Consider the following 24,612-nt stretch of genomic DNA (forward strand, 5'->3'; position numbering starts at 1 on the left):
ATCGCGAGCAAGCCCGCTCCCACAAGGTATGCGGCGGTGTCCATCTACACTGGAAGTTTACGTGTTTGAATTAACCAGCTATCTGGGTCTGTTCCTCGCCGCCTTTGGCGCAGCATCGCTGCTGCCCATGCAGTCGGAAGCCGTGTTGGTCGGCATGCTGCTGTCAGGCAAATATGCAGCCCTGACCCTGCTGGCTGTCGCCACCCTGGGCAATGTGCTGGGCTCGGTACTGAATTGGCTGTTGGGCCGCTCGGTGGAACGCTTTCGGCACAAGCGCTGGTTTCCGGTCAGCGAGCAAAAGCTCGACAGGGCCCAGCAGTTCTATCTGCGTTACGGGCGCTGGTCACTGCTGCTGAGTTGGATGCCGATTATCGGCGATCCGCTGACCATGATCGCCGGGGTCATGCGCGAACCGCTGTGGAGTTTCGTGCTGATCGTCACCCTGGCCAAAGGTACCCGGTACCTGCTACTGACCGCGGCAACCCTGGGCTGGTCCTAGACAACCAGCCTGCGGGGTGTCAAACCGGCTCTGCGGCGATGCGGTTTTCCATGGCCGGAGGGTATTCAGGCAGCCAGGACAGGGGCATCAGCTGATTGTACTTTTGAAAGAACGAGGACTGGATCCGCCCGCGAATCGGCTCAAGCTGCTCAATCAGCTGCGTCAGTGCCTGCTGTTGCAAAGCCAGGTTCACTTCATCCTCGGCCGTATTGCTGTCGGGCAGTGCCAGCGACTGCAACACAATACTGTCACTGAAGTAAGCCGGCACCCGCCGACCATTACGGTGCAGCTGGTTTTCGGCGCGATAGCATTGCACAAGCCCCGCCATGACCATTTCGGCCTTGTTCAGGCCACTGGCCAGGCGCGGTTTCAGATTGCGTTTTTCGTCCAGAACTGACTGATACCTCACCAGTTGCTCATTGCAGGCCAGCACATCGGACTCCAACTGTTCAAGGAACTCATGCTTGAGTGCCATCAGTTCGTTGCGTACATCTGCAATTTCGTCCTGGTACACACCCAGTGCTTCGTTGCGACGCTTCTGCTGTTTGCCATACCCGGCGTGATTTTGCGCACGCAAGGCGCACAATTCAGCCTCGCGCTCCCGTGCGCGGTATTCCAGACGTTGCAGGCGTACGGCGTAATTGTTCAGCAGGTCCTGTGCCGCCCGCTCGAACGCCTGATCAAATTCGCCGCAACGTTTTACCGTGCCAACAATATCCAGTGCTGTCAGGCGGGTTTGCACCAGGGCGATGCGCGCCTCGGCCCAGGCCAGCACCTTGTGCCGTTCTGACTCAAGGGTCGTGCGGATCTGTTCTTCAATGGCCGTCAGCCGGGTGGCTTCCACGGGGGGATAGCCCTGCTCGCCATGGCGCCGGGCTTGCTCGACGATATTCAGCTCACGCTTGAGGCTTTCAAATTCAAGCGGTACCAGAAAAGGGTTATCCACGTGAGCACGGCTGCGCTCAGCCTGCCCCAAAATATTCAACAGCTTTTTGAATAACTGCATGGCGTTCGCTCCGCTAAACCCTTGATCTCAACAGCCGGCACTTCAGATTAATATCATCATGCCAATGCCTTTGCATAACAACAATAGATTAGTAGCACTTTGACATCTGCACAGCCAAAACCGTGGAAAAACAGCGTTATGGCGAATGATTCCTGATGCCAAATCTATAAGCTGACAGGCCTGTCAAGTTTATAAAAATTTATCCTGGCCACCCTGCAACGAAATACTATTTCAAGCAAATGCCTGCAAAATCCTGAAAAGACGGCACTTTTAACCACAAAAATCAGTTTAGTTTCGATATTAAAAAAAACAAAAAAATACACAAAATCTGAAATCAAAATGAAACAGCCCCCCTCTACCTTTGCAACCTGTCACTTGAGACAGGTTCTGGGCATTTCTTCTGCGTCCTGGCAAACCGCAAGTGAAAACCTGAACGGATGTTCAGCTTTTTGATCCCCTCTGTGGATTGGAGTACACGCAATGCGAAGCTGGGAAGAACCCAAGAAAAAGCGTCTGCATATCGAAATCATCCCGATGATCGACGTGATGATGTTCCTGCTGGTGTTTTTTGTATTGATCAGTCTCAACGTGATACCCGCACTCGGCATCAAGACCCAGTTGCCAGGTGCCGCTCATGCGCAGCAGCTCAAGCCGCAAAACAAGGCGGTCATCACCCTGGGCCTGGACGAGCGCCTGCAACTGGATGGCAAGGATCTGAACCAGAGCGATCTGGTGGCTCAACTCAAGGCCATGGAAAACCCTGAAGAAAAGATGGTGATCATCCTCAACAGCGATGCAGGTGTTGAGGTGGCGCGTCTGGTCAGCGTGATGGATGTGCTCAAGGGCAGCGGCTTCTCGTCTGTCTCCATTGCGACGCGGAAGCTGTAGGCCATGTCGGTTTTTTTCAAATCACGCAAAGCCATCGCCTGTTTGCCGGCCATCTGCCTGCTGGCGGTGGCCGTCCATAGCAGCATGGACACGGACCTGAAAATCACGCCCAAATACGACGACAGCAGCGTCGAAGTGGCCCTGATAGATCTGGATGAACTGCTGCCTCCCCCTCCCGAGCCTGAACCGGAGCCCGAGCAAGTCGCCGAGTTGCCACCACCGGAGGAGGAAGTGGTCGAAGCCGTGGAAATCGCGCCTCCCCCACCACCCAAACCCAAACCGCCAGCTCCCAGGCCGCCGCCACCCAAGCCCAAGCCGCAGGTGGTCAAGGCCGTACCGACACCATCCAGGCCTCAGCCTCAGCCTGTGCTGCAAGCGCCCACGCCTGCACCCGCTACGGCCCCCCCTGTAGCGCCAGCCAGACCGATTGCCCAGGCCCCGCGCGCCAACCCGGCAGACCTGGAGAGCCGCTATATCGCCCGGCTGCTGGCGGAGCTGGAGAAATACAAGCAATACCCGCGAGGCCGCGAGGCTTCACTGCAACGCCCGCAAGGCAATGTGGTGGTGTGGTTGCTGGTTGACCGTAGCGGCAAGGTGCTCGACTCGGGCATTGAAAAGAAGGCGACCAACATGCTGCTCAATCGCGCCGCACAAACCAGCTTGCAACGCCTCGATAAAGTTGTGCCCTTCCCCGAGGAAAGTTTCTCGGGCAAGGATAAATACCGTTTCAGCGCCACGCTTGTATACAACACAGAGCCATAACTAAAGCACGTCAGCTCTGACACTTACGCTTAGGGGAAACTGTTTTGAAACTCAATACTTTATTCGCAACGCTACTGGCCGTTGGGGTTGGCGGCTGGACGTTATCAACGCTCGCAGAAGATACCGTTGATATAGGCAAGGTTAATGTCACCGGACAGAGTCTGGGTAATGGGCTTATGGTCGAAGAAGACAGCGCCAAAGGCCGTTCGACCGTAACCAAGGAAGCGATGGACGAAATGGCACCGACTGCCAACGCCATCGACAAGCTCAAGTACACCCCCGGCATCAACGTTTCCAGCACCGACGCATCAGGGGTAAGCGGCACCAGTTTCACCATGCGCGGGATGAACTCCGACCAGGTCGGCGTCTCCTCGGACGGTATCCCGATCAACGATTCCGGGGACTATGCGGTGTATGCCAACCTGCTCGGCGACCCGGAAAACCTCGGTGAGGTCTTCGTTACCCAAGGTTCTTCGGAAATCGACGGCCCGCATATCGGCTCCAGTGGCGGCAACATTGGCCTGGTGACCATGCGCCCGACCAAGGACTTCGGCGTCTATGTCAAACAGTCGGTCGGTTCCAACAGTTTGAACAAATCATTCGCGCGGATTAACACCGGCGATTTGAATGGTTTTAAAACCTTTGTCTCGGCGTCCCATACCGAAGGCGAAAAGTGGCGCGGCAAGGGCACCGTACGCGCCGACAGGGTTGAGTGGAACACCTTGTTCGAAGATGGCAATGGCAACTCGACCAATACCATCTTCAAATACAGCACCCAGGAAAACTACAACTACAACACCCTGAGCAAGGCACAGTTTCAGAAGTCGGGCCGTGGCCTCGATTATGCCGAAATCCCGATCTACAACAGCAGCGGCAAGTTGACCCAGTACTACAAGATCAACCGCAACCCGTTTGAAAACGCATCAGCCACCCTGACCCAGCGCTTTCAGTTGCGTGACGACCTGGCGCTGACCATCGCACCCTACTACTTCTGGTCCAATGGCGGCAGCTTCAGCGGCCAATCGGCGACCGGGCTGTCTTCGACCAGCGACAAGGCCGGCAACTTTGACCTCAGCGGACTGGCCTACGACACCTACTACCGCCCATCATGGACCGAGAGCTGGCGCCCTGGCGTGACCACCAAACTGAAATGGGACTTCAACGAAGCCCACAGCATCGATGTCGGTTACTGGTATGAACGTGCCCGCCAGCGCCAGACCCAGCCTTTTATCAGCATCACCGAAAACGGTACGCCGGATGATATCTGGGGCGACTACAACAGTGGCAACCAGCTCACCGACAAAAATGGCGCCACGGTACAGGGCCGTCACCAGTACACCGTCACCCCGGCACAGAAAATCTGGGCCCAGGACGTGTGGACGGTCACCCCTGACCTGACCCTCACCGGCGGCATTGCCTACCAGTACGTCGAACGCGATGGCAACAACCTCGGCAGCCTGTACAGCGCCCCCGAGAAGCGTGATGCCAGGTACCACGAGTTTTTGCCCAACTTCAGTGCGCGCTACCAGATCAACGAGCAGCACCAGGCGTTCTACAACGTCACCCGCAATATGCGTACGCCGCCCAACTACGTGCTTTACAACGCCGGCGACTCCATCAGCCTGGCCCCGGAACTGAGCTGGAACCAGGAACTGGGTTGGCGTTTCACCCAGGACGACATGCTGCTGAGCGCCACCCTGTTCCATATCTCGTACAAGGATCGTCAGCTGTCGACCACCAATGCGGACGGTGACTACGAAATGCTCAACGTCGGCAGCGTGGTCAACAAGGGTCTGGAACTGGAGTGGAGCGGCCTGCTGCCCTACAACTTCAACTACTACACCTCTTACACCTATACCAGCGCCGAGCAGCAGGATGACGTGACCACACGCAACAAGGAACTGCCCACCTCCGGCAAGCAACTGGCCAACGTGCCGAAAAACATGCTCAACGCCAGCCTGGGTTACGACAACAAGCGCTACTACGGCAACGTGGCCGCCAAGTATGTGGGCAGCTACTACGGCGACCTGACCAACGACCAGGAAATCTCCGGGCGTACCACCTTCGATATCAACGCCGGGGTGCGCCTGCCGGTGGACAAGAAGATCCTCAAGTCGGCGGCCATTCGCGTTTCGATGCTCAACGTGTTTGACAAGGAGTACCTGTCATCGGCGCGCACCGTGGTGTTCAACGCTGCACCGGTCAACGGCGTCAGCGCCGCCACGCCTTACTACAACGTCGGTGAAGAACGCACTGCCATGGTCTCTTTCGAAGCCAGCTTCTGACCCCCGCACCCGGGCCTGCCAGCACGACAGGCCCGGGTCATGAACGTATTTAGAGGACACCCCGAATGAACATGAATCTGCTCCACGACATCACCTTCTACGTCATGTACGGCGCCGCAGCCCTGGCCGCTTTTGTGGTCGTCGAACGCTGCATCTTCTTCAGCTACTCGCTGCGCAAGGCGCGTCAGCTGGTGCCTGCGGTCAATGGCAAAGTCCGCAGCATCGCCGACCTGCCTGCCGGGCTGACCGCGCGCGACAGCCTGCCCCTGCAACTGCTCTCGCAGATCTACGACGGCCGTCGCCAACTGCATTCGCACCAGGAGCTTGAAGACCTAGGCCAGGCCATTTACATCTCCATGCGCGGCAAGCTGTCCCACAGCCTGTGGATCCTCGAAGCCGTGGTCGCCGGTGCGCCGCTGCTGGGCCTGCTCGGCACCATCATGGGCATCATCGACACCTTCAAGGCACTGGCCGAGGCCGGTGTTTCCGACCCGGGCGAAGTGTCCCGTGGCATCGGTACGGCGCTGTATGCCACCGCACTGGGGATCTCCATCGCGCTGGTGGGCATGGTCTTCAATAGCCATCTGCAAGATCGCCTTGAACTGATCAACGACCACCTCAAGATGCTTTTGCTGCGCGCAGGCCTGGGCACGCAATACGTCACCTCGTCAGCACCTGCCGCCGCCACTGCTGGCCAGCCACGTACCGCCTGACCGGCACCAAGGAGCTTGCATGTCGAATCTTCTCTCGCGTCTGCGCAGTGCCAGTATGGTCATCCCGGCAGCATTGGTGCTGGCCGCCTGCCAGCAACCGATCAAGCCGGTCGCTATCAATATTGCCGCGATCAACGATTTTCACGGCAATATGGCCGCCACCCCGTTCACCTACACCGATACCACGGCACCGGCTGGCAAAGTGTCGCTCAAGGCGGGGGGTATCAACGCCCTGAGCGGCGTGGTTGGCGAACTGCGCAAACAGGACCCGCAACTGCTGTTGATTGGTGCGGGCGACATGATCGGCGGCAGCCCGCCGATGTCTTCGATGTGGGCCGATGAGCCGACGCTCGAAGCCCTCGGCGAACTGGGGCTCAAGTTCAGTGTGGTTGGCAACCATGAACTGGATCTGGGCAAACTGGAGTTGCAACGCCAGATCAATGGCGGCTGCGTGTCGCCGCGACCGGACAAGGCCTGCCAGTTTGACAACAACTACAGCGGCACGCGCTTCCCCTATATGGCGGCCAACCTGATCGACGCGCAAACCGGCAAACCACTGCTGCCTGCTTACCGTATCGAGCAGGCCAACGGCGCCAAAATCGCCTTTGTCGGCGCGGTGTTGCGCGACCTCCCGGCCTATGTAAGCCAGCAGAGCATGGACGGTCTGTACACCATTGACGAGGCCGAGGCGATCAACGCGCAACTGCCCGAACTGCGCAAACAAGGGGTGGATGCCGTGGTCGCGGTGATCCACCAGGGCGGTGAAACCACCGAACGCTTCGACCAGCAGGATTGCAGCCAGCTCAAGGGCGATATCGTCGATGTGGCCAGGCGTCTGGACCCGCAAATCAAAGTGGTGGTCACCGCTCACACCCACCAGGGCTACCTGTGCCGCCTGGGCGACAAGCTGATCACCCAGGGCAGCTCGTTCGGCCGCCTGCTGACCCATATCACCCTCACCGTGGACCCGGTCAACCACCAACTGCTCGATGCTAAGGCACAAAACATCGTGGTTGACCCCGCGCGCTACACGCCGCTGCCAGAAATTGCCGCGCTGCAGGCCGATATTGAAGCGCGCAGCAACGAACACCTGAACAAACCCGTGGCCCGTATCGCCACCCGCGAAATCAACCGCACCCTCAACGACGCTGGAGAATCGGCCATGGGCGACCTGATCGCCGATGCACAACTGCACGCCACCCGCGCGCTGGGTGCACAGGTGGCACTGACCAACCTGGGCGGCATCCGCACCGACCTGATGCTCGAACCCGGCCAGCAGCACCTGAGCTATGGCCAGGTAGCCTCCGTGCAACCGTTCAACAACACCCTGAACATCCTTACCCTCAGCGGTGCCCAGCTCAAGCAATTGCTGGAGCAGCAATGGCAGAACAACGGCTTCGGTTTTTATCCCCTGCAGCCATCGGCCACCCTCAGCTATCGCTGGGATGCCAGCAGGCCCCAGGGCCAGCGGATCATCGCCGACAGCCTGAAAATCGATGGCAAACCGGTGCTACCCGAGCAGACCTACCGGATCACGGTCAACTCGTTTATGGCCGGGGGCGGTGACAACTTCAGCGTACTCAACCAAGCCAGCCAGCGGGTGGATACCGGCCTCAACGATCTCCAGGCACTGGTCGATTATCTGCAAGCCCAGGACCGCGCCGGGCAGCCAGCGGGAGCAAGCACGCCACAACAACGGATTGAAAAAGTTGCCCAGACCCTGGCTGACGTCACCGCGAGCAACGCCCCATGAACCGCAGCCCCGAAGCTCAGGCGCAGTACGAGCGCCTGTTACCTGAAGCGATCGCCGCAGCCCGGGCAGCCTGGTGCCCGCACTCGAACTTCCCGGTGGGTGCGGCGCTGCTCACCGCCGATGACCGGATCATTCGCGGCTGCAACGTCGAGAACGCCTCATACGGCCTGACCAACTGTGCCGAACGCGGCGCCCTGTTCAGCGCCATTGCCCAGGGCCATGCACCTGCCAGCTTCAAGGCGATGCTGGTGTATGCCCCGAACGTGGCGCTGATCTCCCCGTGCGGCGCCTGCCGTCAGGTCATGCACGATCTGATGAGCCCTCACTGCGTGGTGTATTGCGTCGGCCACGAAGCGGCGGCGGCCCGCGAGTGGACGGTCGAGCAATTGCTGCCCGGTGCCTTCGGTTTCTGAACCGGTGCGATCTTGATGCGTGACATACGGGAATCTGGTCAATGAGTTTCGTTGGAGTGGTGGTATTGATTCTCCTGGCGGTGCTGCTGTCCAGCAACCGCCGGGCAATCAAGTTGCAGACCGTAGTCGGGGCATTTGTATTGCAGGCAGGCCTGGGTGCCTTCGCCCTCTATGTGCCATGGGGCCAGGCAACGCTGGCTGCGATCAGCGATTCGGTTGCCCTGCTGCAAGACTATGGCAATGAAGGCATCAGCTTTGTCTTCGGCCCTCTGGCAGGTAGCAAAATGAGCGAAGTGTTTGGCAGCCAGGGCTTTGTTTTTGCGATCAAGGTGCTGCCGCTGATTGTGTTTTTCAGCAGCTTTATCGCCATCCTTTACTACCTGGGCATCATGAGTGTGGTGATCCGCGTGATTGGCGGCGGCTTGCAGCGGGTGCTGGGCACCAGCCGTACCGAGTCGATGTCGGCCACGGCGAATATTTTTGTCAGCCAGTCCGAAGCGCCCATTGTGGTGCGCCCGTTTCTGGACGGTATGACCCGCTCTGAACTGTTCGCGGTGATGGTCGGCGGCATGGCTTCGGTCGCAGGTTCGGTGCTGATCGGCTATGCCAGCCTGGGCGTGGAGCTTAAATACCTGATTGCTGCCAGTTTTATGGCTGCCCCCGGCGGTTTGCTGATGGCCAAGCTGATGGAGCCGCAAACCGCTGAACCGCGCGACAACTTCAGTGACATCGAGGTATACCCCGACGATAAACCGGCGAATGTCATCGACGCCGCCGCACTGGGGGTCAGTAACGGCCTGCAACTGGCCCTTAATGTGGGCGCGATGCTGCTGGCCTTTATTGCCCTGATAGCCATGCTCAACGGCATCCTGGGCTGGGTGGGCAACTGGTTCGGTTTTGCCCACCTGAGCCTGCAACTGATTCTTGGCCATGTGTTTGCGCCACTGGCTTTTGTCCTCGGCGTACCGTGGAGCGAGGCCATGACGGCAGGCAGTTTTATCGGCGAAAAACTGGTGCTCAACGAGTTCGTCGCCTATGTCGATTTCGCGGCCTATCTTGACCCGGTCCAAGCCGCTGCCAAAGGCATCCAGGTACTGTCGGGGCCCACCCAGGTGATCGTCACCTTTGCCCTGTGCGGTTTTGCCAACCTGTCGTCGATCGGCATCCTGCTCGGCAGCCTGGGCGTCATGGCGCCCTCGCGGCGTCAGGATATCGCCCGCCTGGGCCTGCGCGCAGTAATTGCCGGAACCCTGTCCAATCTGATGAGTGCTGCGTTGGCGGGGGTGTTTATTTCCCTGTGAAGCCCGCCCCCATAAACAAGCCTGCATCCCCCCTCACAGACCTTTATGCCTGGATAGACTGCCAATGAAACTGCTGCGTACCCATTTACTGATCGTCGTCTGCACCCTGCTGCTGACCGCCTGCGCCAATCATGTCGAGCCTGAAGCTGGCCGGGTCTCGCTAATGACCTGGAACGTCGAAAACCTGTTCGACACCGAGCACGACAACGGCAAGGACGACTTCGCCTACCTGCCCTTGAGCGTCAAGCGCGCGCACCCGGAGTACCTGGCCAGCTGCGCAAAAATCCAGGTCCCGGCGTGGCGCAAGGAGTGTGAAGAAAACGACTGGACCCCGACTTTGCTCGATGAAAAACTCAAGCGCCTCAGCGCCATGATCAAACAGATCAATCAAGGCCGCGGGCCGGATATCCTGATGCTCAACGAAGTTGAGAACATCAAGGTTGTCGAGCAACTCAATGCCCGCCTGAACACGTCCGGCTACCAGACCCGCGTACTGATCGAGGGCTGGGACGAGCGCGGTATCGACACCGCAGTACTCAGCCGTTTGCCTCAATGGGACACCGCCCGCCTGCATCCAGTGCCCTACCAGGCGCTGGGGAATGATGACCCGGCACGGGTGAGCAAAACCCGGGGCATTCTCGAAGTTCGCCTGTTGTTGCCTGATGGCCAGAAAGCGGCGATTTTCTCCCTGCACCTGCCCTCAGGCGGTGCGCCGGGCTACCTGCGCCAGCAGGCCGTCGCCTACCTGGCCCGGCTCAAGCGCGAACTGCCGGACGATGTGCTGCCCATTGTCGGCGGCGACTTCAATATCAATGCCGGCGAAGAACAGCAGCACGGCTATATCGCCAAAGACCTGGCCAGCACCTGGGCGGTGTCCCAGTTCATCGGCTGCGCGGGCTGCAAAGGCAGTTACTACTACCACAGCAAACGCGAGTGGTCGTTCTTCGACATGCTTCTGTTCCCGCCACAGATGACCGCTGCCAGCGGTTTCAATGGCTGGCAGGTTGATCCGCAGAGCATTCGCCTGGTGTACAGCAGCCCTTATCAGGTCAACCGCTGGGGCACCCCGGCACGCTTCGATGGCGCCCGTCATGCCCAGGGCGTATCGGATCACTGGCCGTTGTACGCCGAGATTTTCCGCACAGCGCCCCCTGGCAATTGACCTATGCTGTGTCGTCAGCCGCAGCCCTCTCCTGTCGTGATAAATCAGGTACTCGATGAGCAACCCGAAAGTAAAGATCCGCCGCAAAAACGTCGAAAAAATCCTTTTGGCCGCAGAGAAAGTCTTCGCCGAACAAGGCTATGCCGGGACCAAGATGGCCGATATCGCCCTGCAAGCCGCACTGCCGCGCTCCAACCTGCACTACTACTTTTCCACCAAGGACGAGCTGTACCGCGAAGTTCTGGTCAACCTGCTGGACACCTGGGGGCTGGAAGGTGCCTGTTTCGAAAAGTTCGACGACCCGCGGGTGGTGCTCACCAGCTACATCATGGAAAAGATGAACCATTCACGCACCCGTCCCCACGGCTCCAAACTGTGGGCCAACGAAATCATGCGTGGTGCACCGATGTTCCAGGACATGCTCGATGAGCATATGGCCAAGGGTGCCAAACTCATGGAGCAGAAAATACGCCAGTGGGTGGACGAAAAACGCATCAACCCGGTGGAGCCTTCAGCGTTGTTGTACATGATCTGGGCCTCGACCCAGCACTATGCCGACTTCGACTATCAGGTCTGCGCACTCAACGGCCATCAGCCGCTGTCCGACCAGCAATACCATCAGGCGGTACAGACCATCACCTCGGTAATATTGCGCGGGGTGGGGCTGAGCCTGTAGAAACTCGGTTGACGATCAGGCCCTCCTGTGGGAGCGAGCCTGCTCGCGAAGGTCGTTCGCGAGCAGGCTCGCTCCCACTCGGTTTTGCTGGTCAGCGTTGCATGCCCCAGCGCTTGACCGTGACGCGCTCCAGGGTATCGAACACCAGGTTCTCCACCAGCAGGCCGATCAGAATCACCACCGCCAGCCCGGCGAACACCTTGTCGGTGTACAGCTCGTTGCGGTTCTGGAAGATATACCAGCCCAGGCCGCCCTTGCCGCTGGTGGCACCAAACACCAGCTCGGCGGCGATCAGCGTGCGCCAGGCAAAGGCCCAGCCGATTTTCAGACCGGCAAGGATCGAAGGCAGCGCCGCCGGAATAAGAATAAACAGCACAAAGCGAATTCCCTTCAGCCCGTAATTGCGCCCGGCCATGCGCAGGGTCTCCGACACCCCGAGAAACCCGGCATAGGTGTTCAGGGCCAGGGCCCAGAGCACCGAATGCACCAGCACGAAAATCAGGCTGTTCTGCCCCAGGCCGAACCACAGCAGCGCCAGCGGCAACAGGGCAATCGCCGGCAGCGGGTTGAACATCGAAGTCAGGGTACTCAGCAGATCACGGCCCAACTGAGTCGAAACCGCCAGCGTGGTCAGGGCAAACGCCAGCACGATGCCGATCAGATAGCCCTTGAGCAGTACCACCAGGGAAATACCCACCTTGCTCAGCAACTCGCCGCTGATCAGGCCGTCATACAGCGCACTGGCTGTTTGCAAAAACGTCGGCAGCAGCAGGTCGTTGTCCTGATAGCGCGCCACCAGTTGCCAAAGCACAGCCAGCACAATCAGGATCAGACTTTTACGTAACCAGCCCTGCTGCCACAGACGCTGGCTCAACGGCAATTGGCGCTCCAGCGGCACACTTAGCAGCGGCTCCAGGACCACTTCATATTCCTGGCGTACAGATGATGATTGATTCATCGGACAATCCTCCACAGCTCAATAAGCGATACAGATATCGGCGAAATTCAGCGGTTGTTCGTCGGTACCGGCGTGCGCTTCATCAAACAGCAGCCGATGGATGCGCTGCGCCGTGTGCTGAAATTGCGCACCGCCAAGGCTGTGCAGGTTGTACTGATGGCTGTTGATCTCGGCCCGCACCCGCCCCGGATGCGGCGACAGCAGCAGGATACGGTTGCCGACCACCAGCGCCTCTTCGATGGAGTGGGTGACAAACAGCAAGGTAAAGCGCACCTCCTCCCAGAGCAGCAGCAATTCTTCCTGCATCTTGCGTCGGGTCAGGGCGTCGAGAGCTGCAAAGGGTTCGTCCATCAACAGGATTTTCGGCTGCATGGCCAGGGCACGGGCAATCGCCACCCGGGCCTTCATGCCACCGGACAAGGTGTGCGGGTAAGCATCGGCAAATGCCGCCAGACCGACCTTGTCCAGATAATGCAGAGCCCGCTCCTCGGCCTCGCGCCGAGGCAAGGTTTTCGACGCCAGCAACGGGAACATCACGTTTTGCTTGAGCGTTTTCCAGGGTGGCAGCTGGTCGAACTCCTGGAACACCACCATGCGGTCTGGCCCCGGGGCGGTGACGGGTTGGCCCTGCAGGCGGATCTGCCCTTCACAGGGGGCATGAAAACCGGCCACAGCCTTGAGCAAGGTCGACTTGCCGCATCCCGAAGGTCCAAGCAGGATGAAACGGTCGGCCGGATCGATTTCAAAGCTGACCTGATGAGTCGCCCGCACCACACGCTGCGGCGTGCGGTATTCAAGACTGACCTGGTCGACCGACAACAGGGCTGGCCCTGTTGCATTCAAGTGGCTGGCCGTGTGGCCTTGCACCGAGGCATTCATTATTGTCAGCTCCCCTGCAACGGTTTTGCGTCCTGGAAGAAGTAATCCTTCCAGGAGTCAGGTTTATTTTTGATCGCACCCACGCGGTACAAGAACTCGGCCAGCGGATAGGTATTTTTCGGCGTTACGCTGAACTCGTACTGCGGGTTGTCGATGATTTTAAGCAACTCGGCGCGGTCGATATTGGCCTTGGTCACGCGGATATAAGTGTCAGCGGCCGCGCCCTTGTCGTTCTGGGCAAACTCGGCGGCTTCAGCCAGGGCCTCGATAAAGGCCTTGTAGGTTTTCGGGTTGTCGCTACGGAACTTCTCGGTGGCAAACAGCACCGTTGGGGAATTGGGGCCGAGCAAGTCGTAGGTGTTGAGCACCACATGCACATTTGGATTTTTCAGCGCCTGATCCTGGAACGGCGGGTTGGAAAAATGCCCGCTCAGCTCCGTACCACCGGCGATCAGCGCAGCGGTGGCATCCGGATGCGGGACGGCGATGGTGTACTTGTCCAGCCGGTTGAAGTCCTTGTCGCCCCACTGTTTGGCAGCGGCGTATTGCAGGAAGCGCGACTGCACTGAAACGCCCACGGCCGGTACCGCGATACGGTCTTTTTCGGTGAAGTCGGCGATGGTTTTGACCTGCGGGTTATTGCTCAGCAGGTAGTACGGGAAGTTGCCCAGCGAGGCCACGGCCTTGACGTTCTGCCTGCCATGAGTGCGGTCCCAGATGGTCAACAGCGGGCCGACGCCGGCCCCGGCAATATCGATGGAGCCGGACAACAAGGCATCATTGACTGCCGCGCCACCTGACAACTGAGTCCAGTCGACCTTGATATCGATGCCCTCCTCCTTACCGTGCTTCTCGATCAGGTTTTGATCGCGCACCACGTTGAGCAACAGGTAAACAATGCCGAACTGCTCGGCGATACGGATTTCGCCTTCGGCATGGGCGACGTTCGGTGCCACAAGGCTGCCGGCAAGCAGACTAAGGCTCAGGCCCAGACTTGCGGCCACGGTTTTGATGGATGCGGGCATGGCGATGCTCCTTGAAATGAGTCAATCAGAAAGGCGCGTTGCCCTGGATGGTGGTGCGATACAGCTTGCGGCGCAGATGGCTTGGGCATCCGGCGGCGAGATGGATCAGCGAGCGGTTGTCCCAGAACACCAGGTCATGGGGCTGCCACTGATGGCGATAGATGTTCTGCTCCTGCACGCTATGGGCGTAAAGCTCGGCCAGTAACTGCCGGCTCTCGTCCTCGGGCAGGCCGACAATGCGAGTGGTAAAGCCCTCACTGACAAACAGCGCCTTGCGGCCGTTTTCCGGATGGGTACGCACCACTGGATGCACCACCTCGTTCACCTGTGCCAGTTGCTCCGGGGTGAGGGTCGGACGCCAGTTACCCTCGAATTTGCTTTCGCTGTAGCGCGCCGTATAGGAATGTGCAGCCGAACGCCCTTCAACCGCCTTGCGCAAGGCCTGAGGCAGGCCATCCCAGGCCTTGTGCATATCGGCGAACAGAGTGTCGCCGCCCTCGGCAGGCAGCTCCTGGGCATGCAGCATCGAGCCCAGGCTTGGCAGCTCTTTATAGGACAGGTCCGAATGCCAGAACTTGCCTGCATCGCCCAGACCAATGGACTGGCCGTTTTCGATGATGTTGGAGACGATAAGGATTTCCGGGTGACCGGTCAGCAGAAATTGCTTGAGCACATGGATCTGCAAGATGCCGAAGCGACGGCTGAAGTCGATCTGTTGCTGCGGGGTAATGCGCTGATCACGAAACACCACCACGTGATGCTGCAGATGAGCACGATGGATACGCGCAAAGTCCTGGTCATTGACCGGCAAAGCCAGATCCAGGCCCATGATTTCGGCACCCACGGCGCCGCTGAAAGGACGGATTTCAAAGGCTTGAGGCGCGATGCTCGCGGCAATCGCAGAGGCAGACGGTACAGACATAAATCACTCCCACGCAGGGCACGCCCAATGGCGCGCAGATCGATCAGAAACTCACGGTGGCCCCGTGCTGGTTCATTTCGTGCGGCGCGTCGATTGGTCGACCTGTACGCAGGGGTATGACTTTATAGATATAAGAAATTAAATTTAAATACTTTTATTGCATAAGCATATGAGCGCTTGCCCGGCTTTTTTCCGCCGCGCTATTAAAGAGCCAGCGCAACCTGCCGATGTCCTGTAGGACAACGAGTCTAAAGGACGCATCGACATGGTTGGCAGCATCAATCCCCTGGCATCGAGCCTGAATATTCAGAGCACGCCCGCCGCCACGGCCAGCAAGGCCACGGACAGCACAGCCGTGAGTGATGCCGGCGCGACGGCCACCGAGCAGGTCAAGCCACGGGCAGCGCGCGACGCCAATGCGGCACCGCCGGCTGACACTGATGACGACAGCTCGGACACGGTCAAGCAGCTGAAAAAACAGATCGCGCAGTTGCAAAAGCAGCTTCAGCAGCAGATGCAGGCCCTGCAAAGCATCCAGGCCAGCGACCAGAACGAAGCCAGTAAAGCCGCCGCCGTGGCCGGAGCCCAGGCCCAGGTGACTGCGACAGCAGCAGCGCTGCAGGCGGCGACGGCAGCCTTGCTGCAAGCATTGACGGCCCAGGGCAGTGGCAGTTCGGGGTCGATGGTCAGCACATCGGCCTGACAATCCCCCGTAGCTGCTGCCGAAGGGGTACGAACCAGCAGTGAAAAATATACCCTTTTACCTTTCCTGCATCTGTTGGACCTGGGCCTGTCCATGATCTTCAACGGGGTAAAGCCCGATGAAGACAAACCTGATGACAAGCCCAACACCCCTTCTGAATTCTGGCGGTCGCCCATATAGCGCCGCAGGCATCATGCACGCCATCAAAAACCTTTAATGGATCCACTATCAGCGACCACCTTTACATTTTGTGTTCGGTAATCGCCACAAACCCTATTAAAACCCGATATTACTCCAGAGCAAAATTGACTTGAAAGATCCCTATACCGCCTAATGGATCCATAAGAGCAATAACACCTGATCTGGAGATTGGTCATGTACCCAAAAAACACCTGGTACGTCGCATGCACCCCCGATGAAATCACCGACAAGCCTTTAGGCCGGCAGATTTGCGGCGAGAAAATGGTTTTTTATCGCGGCCATGAAAACAAGGTCGCCGCTGTCGAGAACTTTTGTCCGCACCGCGGCGCCCCTCTGTCATTGGGCTATGTCGAAAACGGCAACCTGGTGTGCGGCTATCACGGCCTGGTCATGGGCTGCGACGGCAAAACCGTCGAGATGCCCGGGCAACGGGTACGCGGTTTCCCGTGCAACAAAACCTATGCCGCGGTCGAACGCTACGGCTTTATCTGGGTATGGCCCGGTGATCAGGATCAAGCCGATCCTGCATTGATCCACCACCTGGAGTGGGCGGTGAGCGATGAATGGGCCTATGGCGGCGGCTTGTTTCATATCGGCTGCGACTATCGTTTGATGATCGACAACCTGATGGACCTGACCCACGAAACCTACGTACACGCCTCCAGCATTGGCCAGAAGGAAATCGACGAAGTCGCACCGAACACCACGGTTGAAGGCAACGAAGTCGTCACGGCGCGGCACATGGAAAACATCATGGCTCCGCCGTTCTGGCGCATGGCATTGCGCGGCAATAATCTAGCCGACGATGTGCCGGTAGACCGCTGGCAGATATGCCGCTTCTCGCCACCCAGCCACGTCCTGATCGAAGTCGGGGTCGCTCACGCGGGCAAAGGCGGCTATCACGCAGCTCCCGAGTTCAAGGCATCGAGCATCGTGGTCGACTTCATCACCCCGGAAACAGACACCTCGATCTGGTACTTCTGGGGGATGGCACGCAACTTCAACCCGCAGGATCATGCGCTTACCGCGACCATCCGCGAGGGCCAGGGCAAAATCTTCAGCGAAGACCTGGAGATGCTCGAACAACAGCAACAAAACCTGCTGGACCACCCGCAACGCGCACTGCTCAAGCTCAATATCGACTCGGGTGGCGTGCAGTCACGCCGCGTCCTGGACCGCATCATCGCCAGCGAACGCACGCCCGAATCACAATTGATCGCCACTGCGCAGTAATTTCCGCACGGGGGCGAGCGCACTTTGGCCAGCCCCCTCAATGGCAACGCTTTGAGGAAGCAGCATGATTGATGTGGTGGTGGTATCTCGCAACAACGAAGCGCAGGGCGTTTGCAGCTATGAATTGGCCAGCACCGATGGCAGCGCCCTGCCCGCTTTCAGTGCAGGCTCGCACATTGATGTGCACCTGCCCGGCGGACTGATTCGCCAATACTCCCTGTGTAACCATCCTGACGAACAGCATCGCTACCTGATCGGCGTGCTCAAGGATCCAGCCTCACGGGGCGGCTCGCAAAGCCTGCATGAACAGATCAATAGTGGCGATTGCCTGCGCATCAGTGAACCGCGCAACCTGTTTCCGCTGGTCCACGAAGCCCGGCGCAGTTTGCTGTTTGCAGGGGGCATAGGGATCACCCCGATTTTGTGCATGGCGGAGCGTCTGGCCCACAACGGCGCAGATTTCGAACTGCATTACTGCGCACGGTCCGGCGAGCGAGCGGCCTTTGTCGAACGTCTGCGCAACTCGTCTTTTGCTGACCGGGTGTTCATGCACTTCGACGAGCAGCCTGAGACCGCCATGAATGCAGCCCAGGTACTTGCCAACCCGCAGCCCGGCACCCATTTGTACGTGTGCGGCCCCGGTGGTTTCATGCAACATGTTCTCGACAGTGCGCGCGCCCAGGATTGGCAGGAGCACGCCCTGCACCGGGAGTACTTCGCCGCCGCCCCGGTTGACAGCAGCAACGATGGCAGCTTTTCGGTCAAGGTGGGTAGCACCGGCCAGGTCTTCGATATACCTGCGGACAAAACCGTGGTCCAGGTCCTGGAAAGTCATGGCATTGATATACCCATGTCGTGCGAGCAAGGGGTGTGCGGCACGTGCCTGACCCGCGTGCTGGAAGGCGTTCCGGATCATCGCGACATGTTCCTTACCGAAGATGAGCAAGCCTGCAACGATCAGTTCACTCCGTGCTGTTCGCGCTCGAAATCGCCCCTGCTGGTGCTGGATATCTAAGCTTCAATCGGAGCGGTGGATCACTTTCATCCGCTCATTGGCGGTGGCCGAACCGAAGATTTCGGCATAACGCAACGTCGCGTTGGCGTGCTCGCGCATGATGGCTTCGGCGCGAGCGCCCTGACGACTGACCAGCGCATCGAACACCGAATGATGCTGCATATGGGCATAGTTGAAGCGACGGTATTCACGGACCATGTCTTTGCGATCAACCGCCAGCGCCGTCACTGATGCAAACGGCAAATGATCATTGCGTGCCAGGGCATCGGCTATGGCCGGGTTGTGACTGCCCTCAACGATAACCTGATGAAAACGCATATTGAGGTCGTGATAGATCTCAAGATCGTCCTCGGTGACGAAGCCTTTATCGAACAGCTCATCCCCCTGCAGCAGGCACAACTCCAGGGCGGCCCGCGCATCTCCCGACAGCCCGCGCTCAGCCGTCAAACGTGCCGCCAGGCCTTCAAGCACCCCGCGTACCTCCACCGCACCGGCGATATCATTGGCACTGACCGAACGCACCTGAAAACCGCGCCCGCCGAAACGCACCAGCAAGCCTTCCTGCTCAAGCGTGCGAAAGGCCATGCGTACCGGCATGCGGGAGACGCCGAACAACTCGGCAGTGGGAATTTCCATGAGGCGTTCGCCAGCGGCAAGCTCGCCTGAGGCAATCATCTTGCGCAGTGCAATCAGCACCAATTGACCGGGTTTGCTCATCCAGGCAGCATCCAGAAAACATGAGCGGCCATAGTAACGCATGAGCAGCTATAGAGATTGAGCGGCGCACAAATCGGCCCTGGCGAGCACGCCATCGCAGGCAAGCCCGCTCCCACAGGCAGTGCGCCGTTCTCAAAACCTACTGTTTGGCACACCTCATTGTGGGAGCGGGCTTGCTCGCGAGGGCATCGACGCAATTCGGCAGACATTCCGAGCTGCCTGCATCGCAGCCCCCTACATCGACAACGGATAACTCACGATCACACGGGTCTGGTCGAAGTCGCTGTTGAAGCTGCGACGGTTGGTGGCGTTGTTGACGCGCAAGCTGAGGTTCTTCAGCGTGCCGCTCTGGACTGTATAGCCAACCTCGGTATCGCGCTCCCACTCCTTGCCGTTAGCCCCCTGTTTGGTGGTGGCGTTGTCGCCATGACCATAGCGAACCATCGCCAGCAACCCGGGCACCCCGAACGCGGCAAAGTTGTAGTCGTAACGCGCTTGCCAGGAGCGCTCGTCGGCATTGCTGAAGTTGCCGTTGAACATGTCGTTGCCCAGCGTGCGCCCGCTACTGCCGTACACCGACATCCAGCCGCTATCCCCGCTGACCCTCTGCAACCCCAGGTACAACGTGTGTCCGCCCGTAGCCGCCGAGAACAACCCGTACGCTGTGCGACTGCTGACCCGACCGATACGCGCGCTGCCATCGTCCTTATCAATGAAGTAACCCAGATTGGCGCCCAGCACCCAGTCACCCACCGGCTGTTTGTGCAGCAGATTGAAATAGCTCTGCTGATAAATATCCGCCAACTGCGAATGCCACGCCCCCACCTGGGTACGCTGTTCATTGAAACGGTACTCAGCCCCCGCGTAGTTGAATCGGTCCGAGGTCACACCCGGCGCAGCCCACGTCGCGAGATCCTGCATGTCCGAAGAATTGCGCAAACTCACGGCCCGGTATTGCCCTGCCTGCAGCCCCAGGCCTTCAATCTCCCTGGACACCAGCATGGCGCCACGGAAGGTCTGCGGCAGCAGTCGCCCATCGTCGTAACGCAACACCGGAACATCCGGCAGCAGTTCGCCAACCTTCATTTCCGTTTGCGAAAAACGCGCCTTGGCCGCCAGCCCTGCCCGGCCAAAGTTATCGACCGCGCGACCATCGCTGTTCACCGGCAGCAGTTCTGAACCGCTGGCCACGCGACTGCTGTCGAGCTTGATCCCAAGCATGGCAATCCCTTCCAGGCCAAAACCCACAGGCCCCGGGGTGTAACCGGAGCTGAATTTCAGGATAAAGCCCTGCGCCCATTCATCCACCTTGCTTTTGCCTGCGCTGTGGTCACGAAAATCTCGATTGAAGTAGTAGTTGCGCAACATCAAATCTGCTTTCGCACCGTCAAAAAAACCTTCACCCTCGGCCATTGCCGAGGCACAAACAGACAACGACAGCAAACCTGTAAGCATCTTCATTATTATTGTTCTCCGAATTTTGGGCGCAGTCGCTCCCCGCAGCGGACACAGCCCGCCCAGACAGATAGATAGACATGGGAATGCGCCCGGCCAGGCCGGGCTTTGATCAGAAGGTTGAATCAGGCCTGCGCCAGCGCCGGTTGGGCCTGCGAAGTAGACGGCTTGAGCAGCAGCAAGCAACCGGCCGCGATCACGAATACGATTGCAAACACGCCATACAGGTGCAGGGGCTGCCAGCCGGCATCCAGCAGAAAACCGGCCACAATGGGCGACAGGATAGCGCCGATACGACCAATGCCGATCCCCCAGCCCACGCCCGTCGCTCGTACGGATGCGTCATACACTACTGGCGACAATGCATAGAGCCCGGCAACGCAGCCGTTGGAAAACAGCCCGATCAGCAACCCAAGCCCCAACGCGGCCATGACCGAAGACCCCGAGCCGACAAACAGCACCAGCAAGCCCGCGGTAATCAGCATGAACAGCGACAATACCCGGGTCAGCGGCCAGCGCGATGACAAGCCGCCGATCAGCGCCGCGCCAAAGATCCCCCCAACGCTCAACACCACGCCACCGGTAATGCCCTGTTGCGCCGAAAGCCCGGCCGAGACCAGCAGTTTTGGCGTCCAGCTCATCACAAAGTAAAAGCCGAACATTACCAGGAAGAACAACAGCCAGATCAGCAGCGTAGTGCGGCGCAAGGCAGGCGCCAGAAGTTTGCTCAGACCGGTACTGTGACCCGCCGGATTCACCACTGCAGCAGGCATCTGGCTCAAGACTGGCTGCCCCAGGCGCCGGGCCAGGCTATTGATACGCTGCAAGGCCGTGGCCGGGCGGCGCGCAAGCAAAAAGTCCAGCGACTCGGGCAGCCACAACAGCACCAGCGGGATCACCGCAAAGGTCACAGCCCCGCCGAAAACAAACACCGAACGCCAGCCCCAATGGGTCAACAACCAGACTGCCAGCAACCCCCCCAGCGTTGCGCCCAGGGCATAGCCGGTGGATTGCAGACTCACTGCCAGGCCACGCCAGCGCTTGCTGGCATACTCGCTGGCAATCACGTTGCTGCTGGCCAGAATCCCGCCAATCCCCAGCCCCGTAAGCCCGCGCAGAAACGCCAACTGCACCGGTGTCTGGCTCAATGCCGAAAGCAGCATGCCCGTGCCGCTGACCACCAGGCACAACAGGATCAATGGGCGTCGACCAATGCGATCCGCCCAGGGGGCGAGAAACAGTGAACCCGCCGCCATGCCAAACAACCCGGCACTGAGCAACATGCCGATTTGCGCTCCACTCAGGCCCCACTCGGCCGACACCGAAGCCGCCGTGAACGCCATCACCAGCACATCAAAGCCATCGATCATGTTCAAAACAATGCAGATCCCGATGGCGAGCCATTGAAATCGCACCATCGGACCGTTATCAACGCGAGCTTTCAGATTGATATCCATCATTGCACCTGCCTGTCGCAAGCAACCCGGGCAAGGCAAGCGCAAAACACGGCAGTACGCGCAGACATAAAGCGGACAGAACTGTGACAGTTCTGTGCTCTGGATAAGCCTTTCATGACGAGACCCTTTTTTGTAATTTTTATGGGCGACGGTCAGGAAGGAATCCAGCCAACGCCAGGGCGCTAGTCAACCCGTTAATGGATCCACAGGCAATATGAGGGTTTGTCAGAATTTCAATAATTCGGTCCATCAGATACAGAACCCAACACATAAAAACTGTTTTTATCTCTTAAATTCAACGTGTTAGCACATCAGGACCAGATAAACTTTAGGGTGCGATTATCGACCAATCTCGTGGCCAGAGATCTTCTCTGGCCAGAAACCCATTATTACTCACTTTAAAAACCGCTTATTGGATCCACTGAAACAATGCTTTCCGGGTATCACTCGACAAACGCCAGCCTCGCCATTGCGCCACGGATGGAGGCAATGCGGTAGTCGGCTTCTGGCAATACATAGGCAAAAAAGAACTGCGCAGTCTGTAGTTTACTGGCCCGTACCGGGTCGCTGTCGGGCAGCAAACGGGACACACGCGCCCCTCGTACCCAGGCAAACCCCAGCAGAGCCACCCCGCACAACCGCAGAAAGTCCCCGGCAACCCGATAGGGATACTCGACGTCCTCGCCAGCGCGCTCACGAACTGCAGCCACCACCGCTTCAAGCTTGTCGCACAGTCGCTCCAGCTCAGCGGCAAAACCGGCACACTCCGAGGCGTCCAGGGCCAGCGCGGACTCCTGGCGCATCACCGCCAGCAACGCGGCAAACGCCCGACCGTCATCGCCCAGCACTTTGCGCAACAGCAAGTCATTGGCCTGGATCTCGTTGCTGCCCTCATAAATCATCGCAATACGGCTGTCGCGCAGGGTTTGCTCGATAGCGAATTCGCTGACATAGCCGTAGCCGCCGAACACCTGCAAAGCGTTGCTGGCCTGGCGAAACCCCTGATCCGTGAAAAACGCCTTGATCACTGGCGTCAGCATTTCTGCCAGCTGCAGGGCGTGCTGACGGTCAGCCTGGCTCCCTTGGTGCTCTGCCTCATCGAGCAGATGCGCCACCCAATAGCCCACGGCCCGCATGCCCTCGGTACAGGCGCACAACTCCAGCAAGGTACGACGCATGGCCGGGTGAAAATGGATCGGGTCGGCGGCGTCAGCACTGATCCCGGCAGGCCGAACCGGCGCACGCATCTGCTTGCGTTCCAGGGCATAGTCGCGAGCGTTCTGCCACGCCGCTTCGGCGTGCCCCAACCCCTGCAGCCCCACATGCAGCCGCGCCGAGTTCATCATCACGAACATCGCCGCCAAGCCTCGGTTGGCCTCACCAATCAGCCAGCCTTGTGCCTGCTCGAACACCAGCGAACAGGTCGCGCTGCCCTTGATCCCCATCTTGTGTTCGATACCGTCGCAACGCACGCTGTTGACCTGATGGTGGTCCAGCAGCTTGGGCACCAGAAACAGCGAAATGCCCCGACTGCCAGCAGGCGCACCGGGCAATCGTGCCAGCACCAGATGCAGGATATTTGCGCTCAGGTCATGATCGCCACCAGAGATAAACAGCTTGCTGCCGCTTACCCGATAACTGCCGTCGTCTTGCGGTTCGGCACGACAGCGCAGCAGGCCGACGTCGCTGCCTGCCTGCGGTTCGGTCAGGCACATGGTGGGCAAGACTTCACCGCTGACAATCTGCGGCAAATAACGCGCCTTGATCCACTGCGGGGCATGGGCCTTGAGGCACAGATAGGCACCGTGGGCGATGCCGGTGTACATGGCCCAGCCATGGTTGCTGGCATAGAGCATCTCCTGCAGCGCCGCGTCGAGTAGCTGTGGCAAGCCCTGACCGCCGTAGGCCTCATCGCAGGCCAGGGCTGACCACCCGCCTTCGGTGTAGGCAACATACGCCTCGACAAAGCCAGCTGGCGTTGTCACCCGGCCAGCTTCGAAGCTGCACCCCTGGCGGTCGCCACTGCTGTTGATCGGCGCAAGCACCTGGGAGCTGAACCGCCCGGCTTCTTCAAGCACCTGGCGGGCCAGCGCCAGATCGAGATCCTGGAATCGCTCTGTTTGTGCCCAGGCCTGCGGGGCCTCGAGCCAGTGTTCAATGACAAATTGCATGTCGCGCAGCGGTGCCTGGTATTGCCACATGGGAAAACCTCAAATCTTGGAAAAATGCGGATTCTCGATCAGTACCGCCATGCCCTGCCCACCCCCGACACACGCAGCGGCAATGCCATAACGCAGATTCTGCTCGCGCAGCTGCCGCGCCAGGGTCAGCACCAGGCGCAGGCCGGTGGCAGCCAGGGGATGCCCCAGAGCAATGGAGCCGCCACGGCAGTTGAGTTTTTGCCGGTCCAGTTCCAGTGCCTGTGCCACTGCCAGAATCTGTGCGCCCTGCGCCTCATTGATTTCAAACAGATCAATCGCGTCCAGCGCCAAACCGCTGCGCTTGAGCAGCAACTGGATCGCAGGTACCGGGCCGATACCCATCCGTTGTGGCGCAACACCGACCACCGCCGTCGCCAGCAAATTTGCC

The 24,612-nt window shown here is 59.2% G+C and carries 22 protein-coding genes and 1 pseudogene; 13 read left to right on the forward strand and 10 right to left on the reverse strand.

Annotation, left to right across the window (positions count from 1 at the left end; all coding sequences use genetic code 11):
* Positions 1–61: 61 nt before the first annotated feature.
* On the forward strand, positions 62–499 hold the full coding sequence (locus tag GHO42_RS20625) for a YqaA family protein (protein ID WP_095031618.1): 438 nt from the start codon (positions 62–64) through the stop codon (positions 497–499).
* A 19-nt stretch (positions 500–518) separates the two neighbouring features.
* Here the strand turns inward: GHO42_RS20625 and GHO42_RS20630 are convergent, their stop codons facing one another.
* Positions 519–1,505, reverse strand: coding sequence for a hypothetical protein (locus GHO42_RS20630; protein WP_095018007.1), 987 nt, complete (start codon positions 1,503–1,505; stop codon positions 519–521).
* A 480-nt stretch (positions 1,506–1,985) separates the two neighbouring features.
* On the opposite strand from GHO42_RS20630, the gene GHO42_RS20635 reads away from it, so the two are divergent.
* The 9 genes from GHO42_RS20635 to GHO42_RS20675 all read left to right on the forward strand — a co-directional run bounded on the left by GHO42_RS20635 (position 1,986) and on the right by GHO42_RS20675 (position 11,458).
* Positions 1,986–2,393, forward strand: a complete 408-nt coding sequence (locus tag GHO42_RS20635) for a biopolymer transporter ExbD (RefSeq protein ID WP_153326211.1) — start codon at positions 1,986–1,988, stop codon at positions 2,391–2,393.
* 3 nt (positions 2,394–2,396) lie between these two features.
* The gene (locus tag GHO42_RS20640; protein ID WP_095000355.1) at positions 2,397–3,155 is read left to right on the forward strand and encodes an energy transducer TonB; all 759 of its coding nucleotides are present in this window, start codon (positions 2,397–2,399) and stop codon (positions 3,153–3,155) included.
* 44 nt (positions 3,156–3,199) lie between these two features.
* Positions 3,200–5,440 carry a TonB-dependent receptor gene (locus GHO42_RS20645; protein WP_153326209.1) on the forward strand — a complete coding sequence of 747 codons (2,241 nt, stop codon included), beginning with the start codon at positions 3,200–3,202 and terminating at the stop codon, positions 5,438–5,440.
* A gap of 65 nt (positions 5,441–5,505) precedes the next feature.
* On the forward strand, positions 5,506–6,153 hold the full coding sequence (locus tag GHO42_RS20650) for a MotA/TolQ/ExbB proton channel family protein (RefSeq protein ID WP_095000357.1): 648 nt from the start codon (positions 5,506–5,508) through the stop codon (positions 6,151–6,153).
* Positions 6,154–6,172: 19 nt separating this feature from the next.
* The gene (locus tag GHO42_RS20655; protein WP_153326207.1) at positions 6,173–7,906 is read left to right on the forward strand and encodes a bifunctional UDP-sugar hydrolase/5'-nucleotidase; all 1,734 of its coding nucleotides are present in this window, start codon (positions 6,173–6,175) and stop codon (positions 7,904–7,906) included.
* Entirely contained in the window at positions 7,903–8,319 is a 417-nt protein-coding gene (locus tag GHO42_RS20660) for a cytidine deaminase (protein ID WP_153326205.1), read from the forward strand. Before GHO42_RS20655 ends, GHO42_RS20660 begins: the two co-directional genes overlap by 4 nt.
* 41 nt (positions 8,320–8,360) lie before the next feature.
* A complete protein-coding gene (locus tag GHO42_RS20665; protein ID WP_095020004.1) occupies positions 8,361–9,620 on the forward strand; it encodes a NupC/NupG family nucleoside CNT transporter in 1,260 nt (419 codons plus the stop codon).
* A gap of 64 nt (positions 9,621–9,684) precedes the next feature.
* Positions 9,685–10,782, forward strand: coding sequence for an endonuclease/exonuclease/phosphatase family protein (locus GHO42_RS20670; protein WP_153326203.1), 1,098 nt, complete (start codon positions 9,685–9,687; stop codon positions 10,780–10,782).
* Positions 10,783–10,837: 55 nt separating this feature from the next.
* On the forward strand, positions 10,838–11,458 hold the full coding sequence (locus tag GHO42_RS20675; RefSeq protein ID WP_095020006.1) for a TetR/AcrR family transcriptional regulator: 621 nt from the start codon (positions 10,838–10,840) through the stop codon (positions 11,456–11,458).
* Between the two features lie 91 nt (positions 11,459–11,549).
* On the opposite strand, the gene GHO42_RS20680 is transcribed toward GHO42_RS20675, so the two are convergent.
* Genes GHO42_RS20680 through GHO42_RS20695 form a run of 4 tightly spaced genes read right to left on the reverse strand, consistent with a single transcriptional unit; the run spans position 11,550 to position 15,242 of the window.
* Positions 11,550–12,416, reverse strand: coding sequence for an ABC transporter permease (locus GHO42_RS20680; protein WP_095000363.1), 867 nt, complete (start codon positions 12,414–12,416; stop codon positions 11,550–11,552).
* An 18-nt stretch (positions 12,417–12,434) separates the two neighbouring features.
* Positions 12,435–13,295 (reverse strand): ABC transporter ATP-binding protein, encoded by an 861-nt coding sequence (locus GHO42_RS20685; RefSeq protein ID WP_153326201.1) that lies wholly within the window; start codon positions 13,293–13,295, stop codon positions 12,435–12,437.
* 5 nt (positions 13,296–13,300) lie between these two features.
* Complete coding sequence (locus tag GHO42_RS20690) at positions 13,301–14,320, reverse strand: ABC transporter substrate-binding protein (RefSeq protein WP_095024728.1); 1,020 nt, start codon at positions 14,318–14,320, stop codon at positions 13,301–13,303.
* A gap of 25 nt (positions 14,321–14,345) precedes the next feature.
* Positions 14,346–15,242 carry a TauD/TfdA family dioxygenase gene (locus GHO42_RS20695; protein WP_095024729.1) on the reverse strand — a complete coding sequence of 299 codons (897 nt, stop codon included), beginning with the start codon at positions 15,240–15,242 and terminating at the stop codon, positions 14,346–14,348.
* Positions 15,243–15,507: 265 nt separating this feature from the next.
* Here GHO42_RS20695 and GHO42_RS20700 point away from each other — a divergent pair, with 265 nt between their 5' ends.
* From GHO42_RS20700 to GHO42_RS20710, 3 genes are all read left to right on the forward strand, one after another.
* Positions 15,508–15,945 carry a hypothetical protein gene (locus GHO42_RS20700; protein WP_153326199.1) on the forward strand — a complete coding sequence of 146 codons (438 nt, stop codon included), beginning with the start codon at positions 15,508–15,510 and terminating at the stop codon, positions 15,943–15,945.
* Between the two features lie 375 nt (positions 15,946–16,320).
* Positions 16,321–17,379 (forward strand): aromatic ring-hydroxylating dioxygenase subunit alpha, encoded by a 1,059-nt coding sequence (locus GHO42_RS20705; RefSeq protein WP_150629359.1) that lies wholly within the window; start codon positions 16,321–16,323, stop codon positions 17,377–17,379.
* A gap of 64 nt (positions 17,380–17,443) precedes the next feature.
* On the forward strand, positions 17,444–18,394 hold the full coding sequence (locus tag GHO42_RS20710; RefSeq protein ID WP_153326197.1) for a PDR/VanB family oxidoreductase: 951 nt from the start codon (positions 17,444–17,446) through the stop codon (positions 18,392–18,394).
* A 3-nt stretch (positions 18,395–18,397) separates the two neighbouring features.
* On the opposite strand, the gene GHO42_RS20715 is transcribed toward GHO42_RS20710, so the two are convergent.
* From GHO42_RS20715 to GHO42_RS20735, 5 genes and pseudogenes are all read right to left on the reverse strand, one after another.
* Positions 18,398–19,111 carry a GntR family transcriptional regulator gene (locus tag GHO42_RS20715; protein WP_095000370.1) on the reverse strand — a complete coding sequence of 238 codons (714 nt, stop codon included), beginning with the start codon at positions 19,109–19,111 and terminating at the stop codon, positions 18,398–18,400.
* A gap of 234 nt (positions 19,112–19,345) precedes the next feature.
* Positions 19,346–20,572 (reverse strand): OprD family porin, encoded by a 1,227-nt coding sequence (locus tag GHO42_RS20720; protein ID WP_153326195.1) that lies wholly within the window; start codon positions 20,570–20,572, stop codon positions 19,346–19,348.
* Between the two features lie 119 nt (positions 20,573–20,691).
* Entirely contained in the window at positions 20,692–22,023 is a 1,332-nt protein-coding gene (locus GHO42_RS20725) for an MFS transporter (protein ID WP_153326193.1), read from the reverse strand.
* 443 nt (positions 22,024–22,466) lie between these two features.
* Positions 22,467–24,224, reverse strand: a complete 1,758-nt coding sequence (locus GHO42_RS20730) for an acyl-CoA dehydrogenase (protein ID WP_153326191.1) — start codon at positions 24,222–24,224, stop codon at positions 22,467–22,469.
* 9 nt (positions 24,225–24,233) lie between these two features.
* Positions 24,234–24,612: pseudogene (locus GHO42_RS20735) on the reverse strand (acetyl-CoA C-acyltransferase); the annotation flags it as partial.

It is taken from the genome of Pseudomonas sp. FSL R10-0056 (assembly GCF_009600105.1).
In the GTDB taxonomy this organism is placed as follows: Bacteria; Pseudomonadota; Gammaproteobacteria; order Pseudomonadales; family Pseudomonadaceae; genus Aquipseudomonas; species Aquipseudomonas bubulae.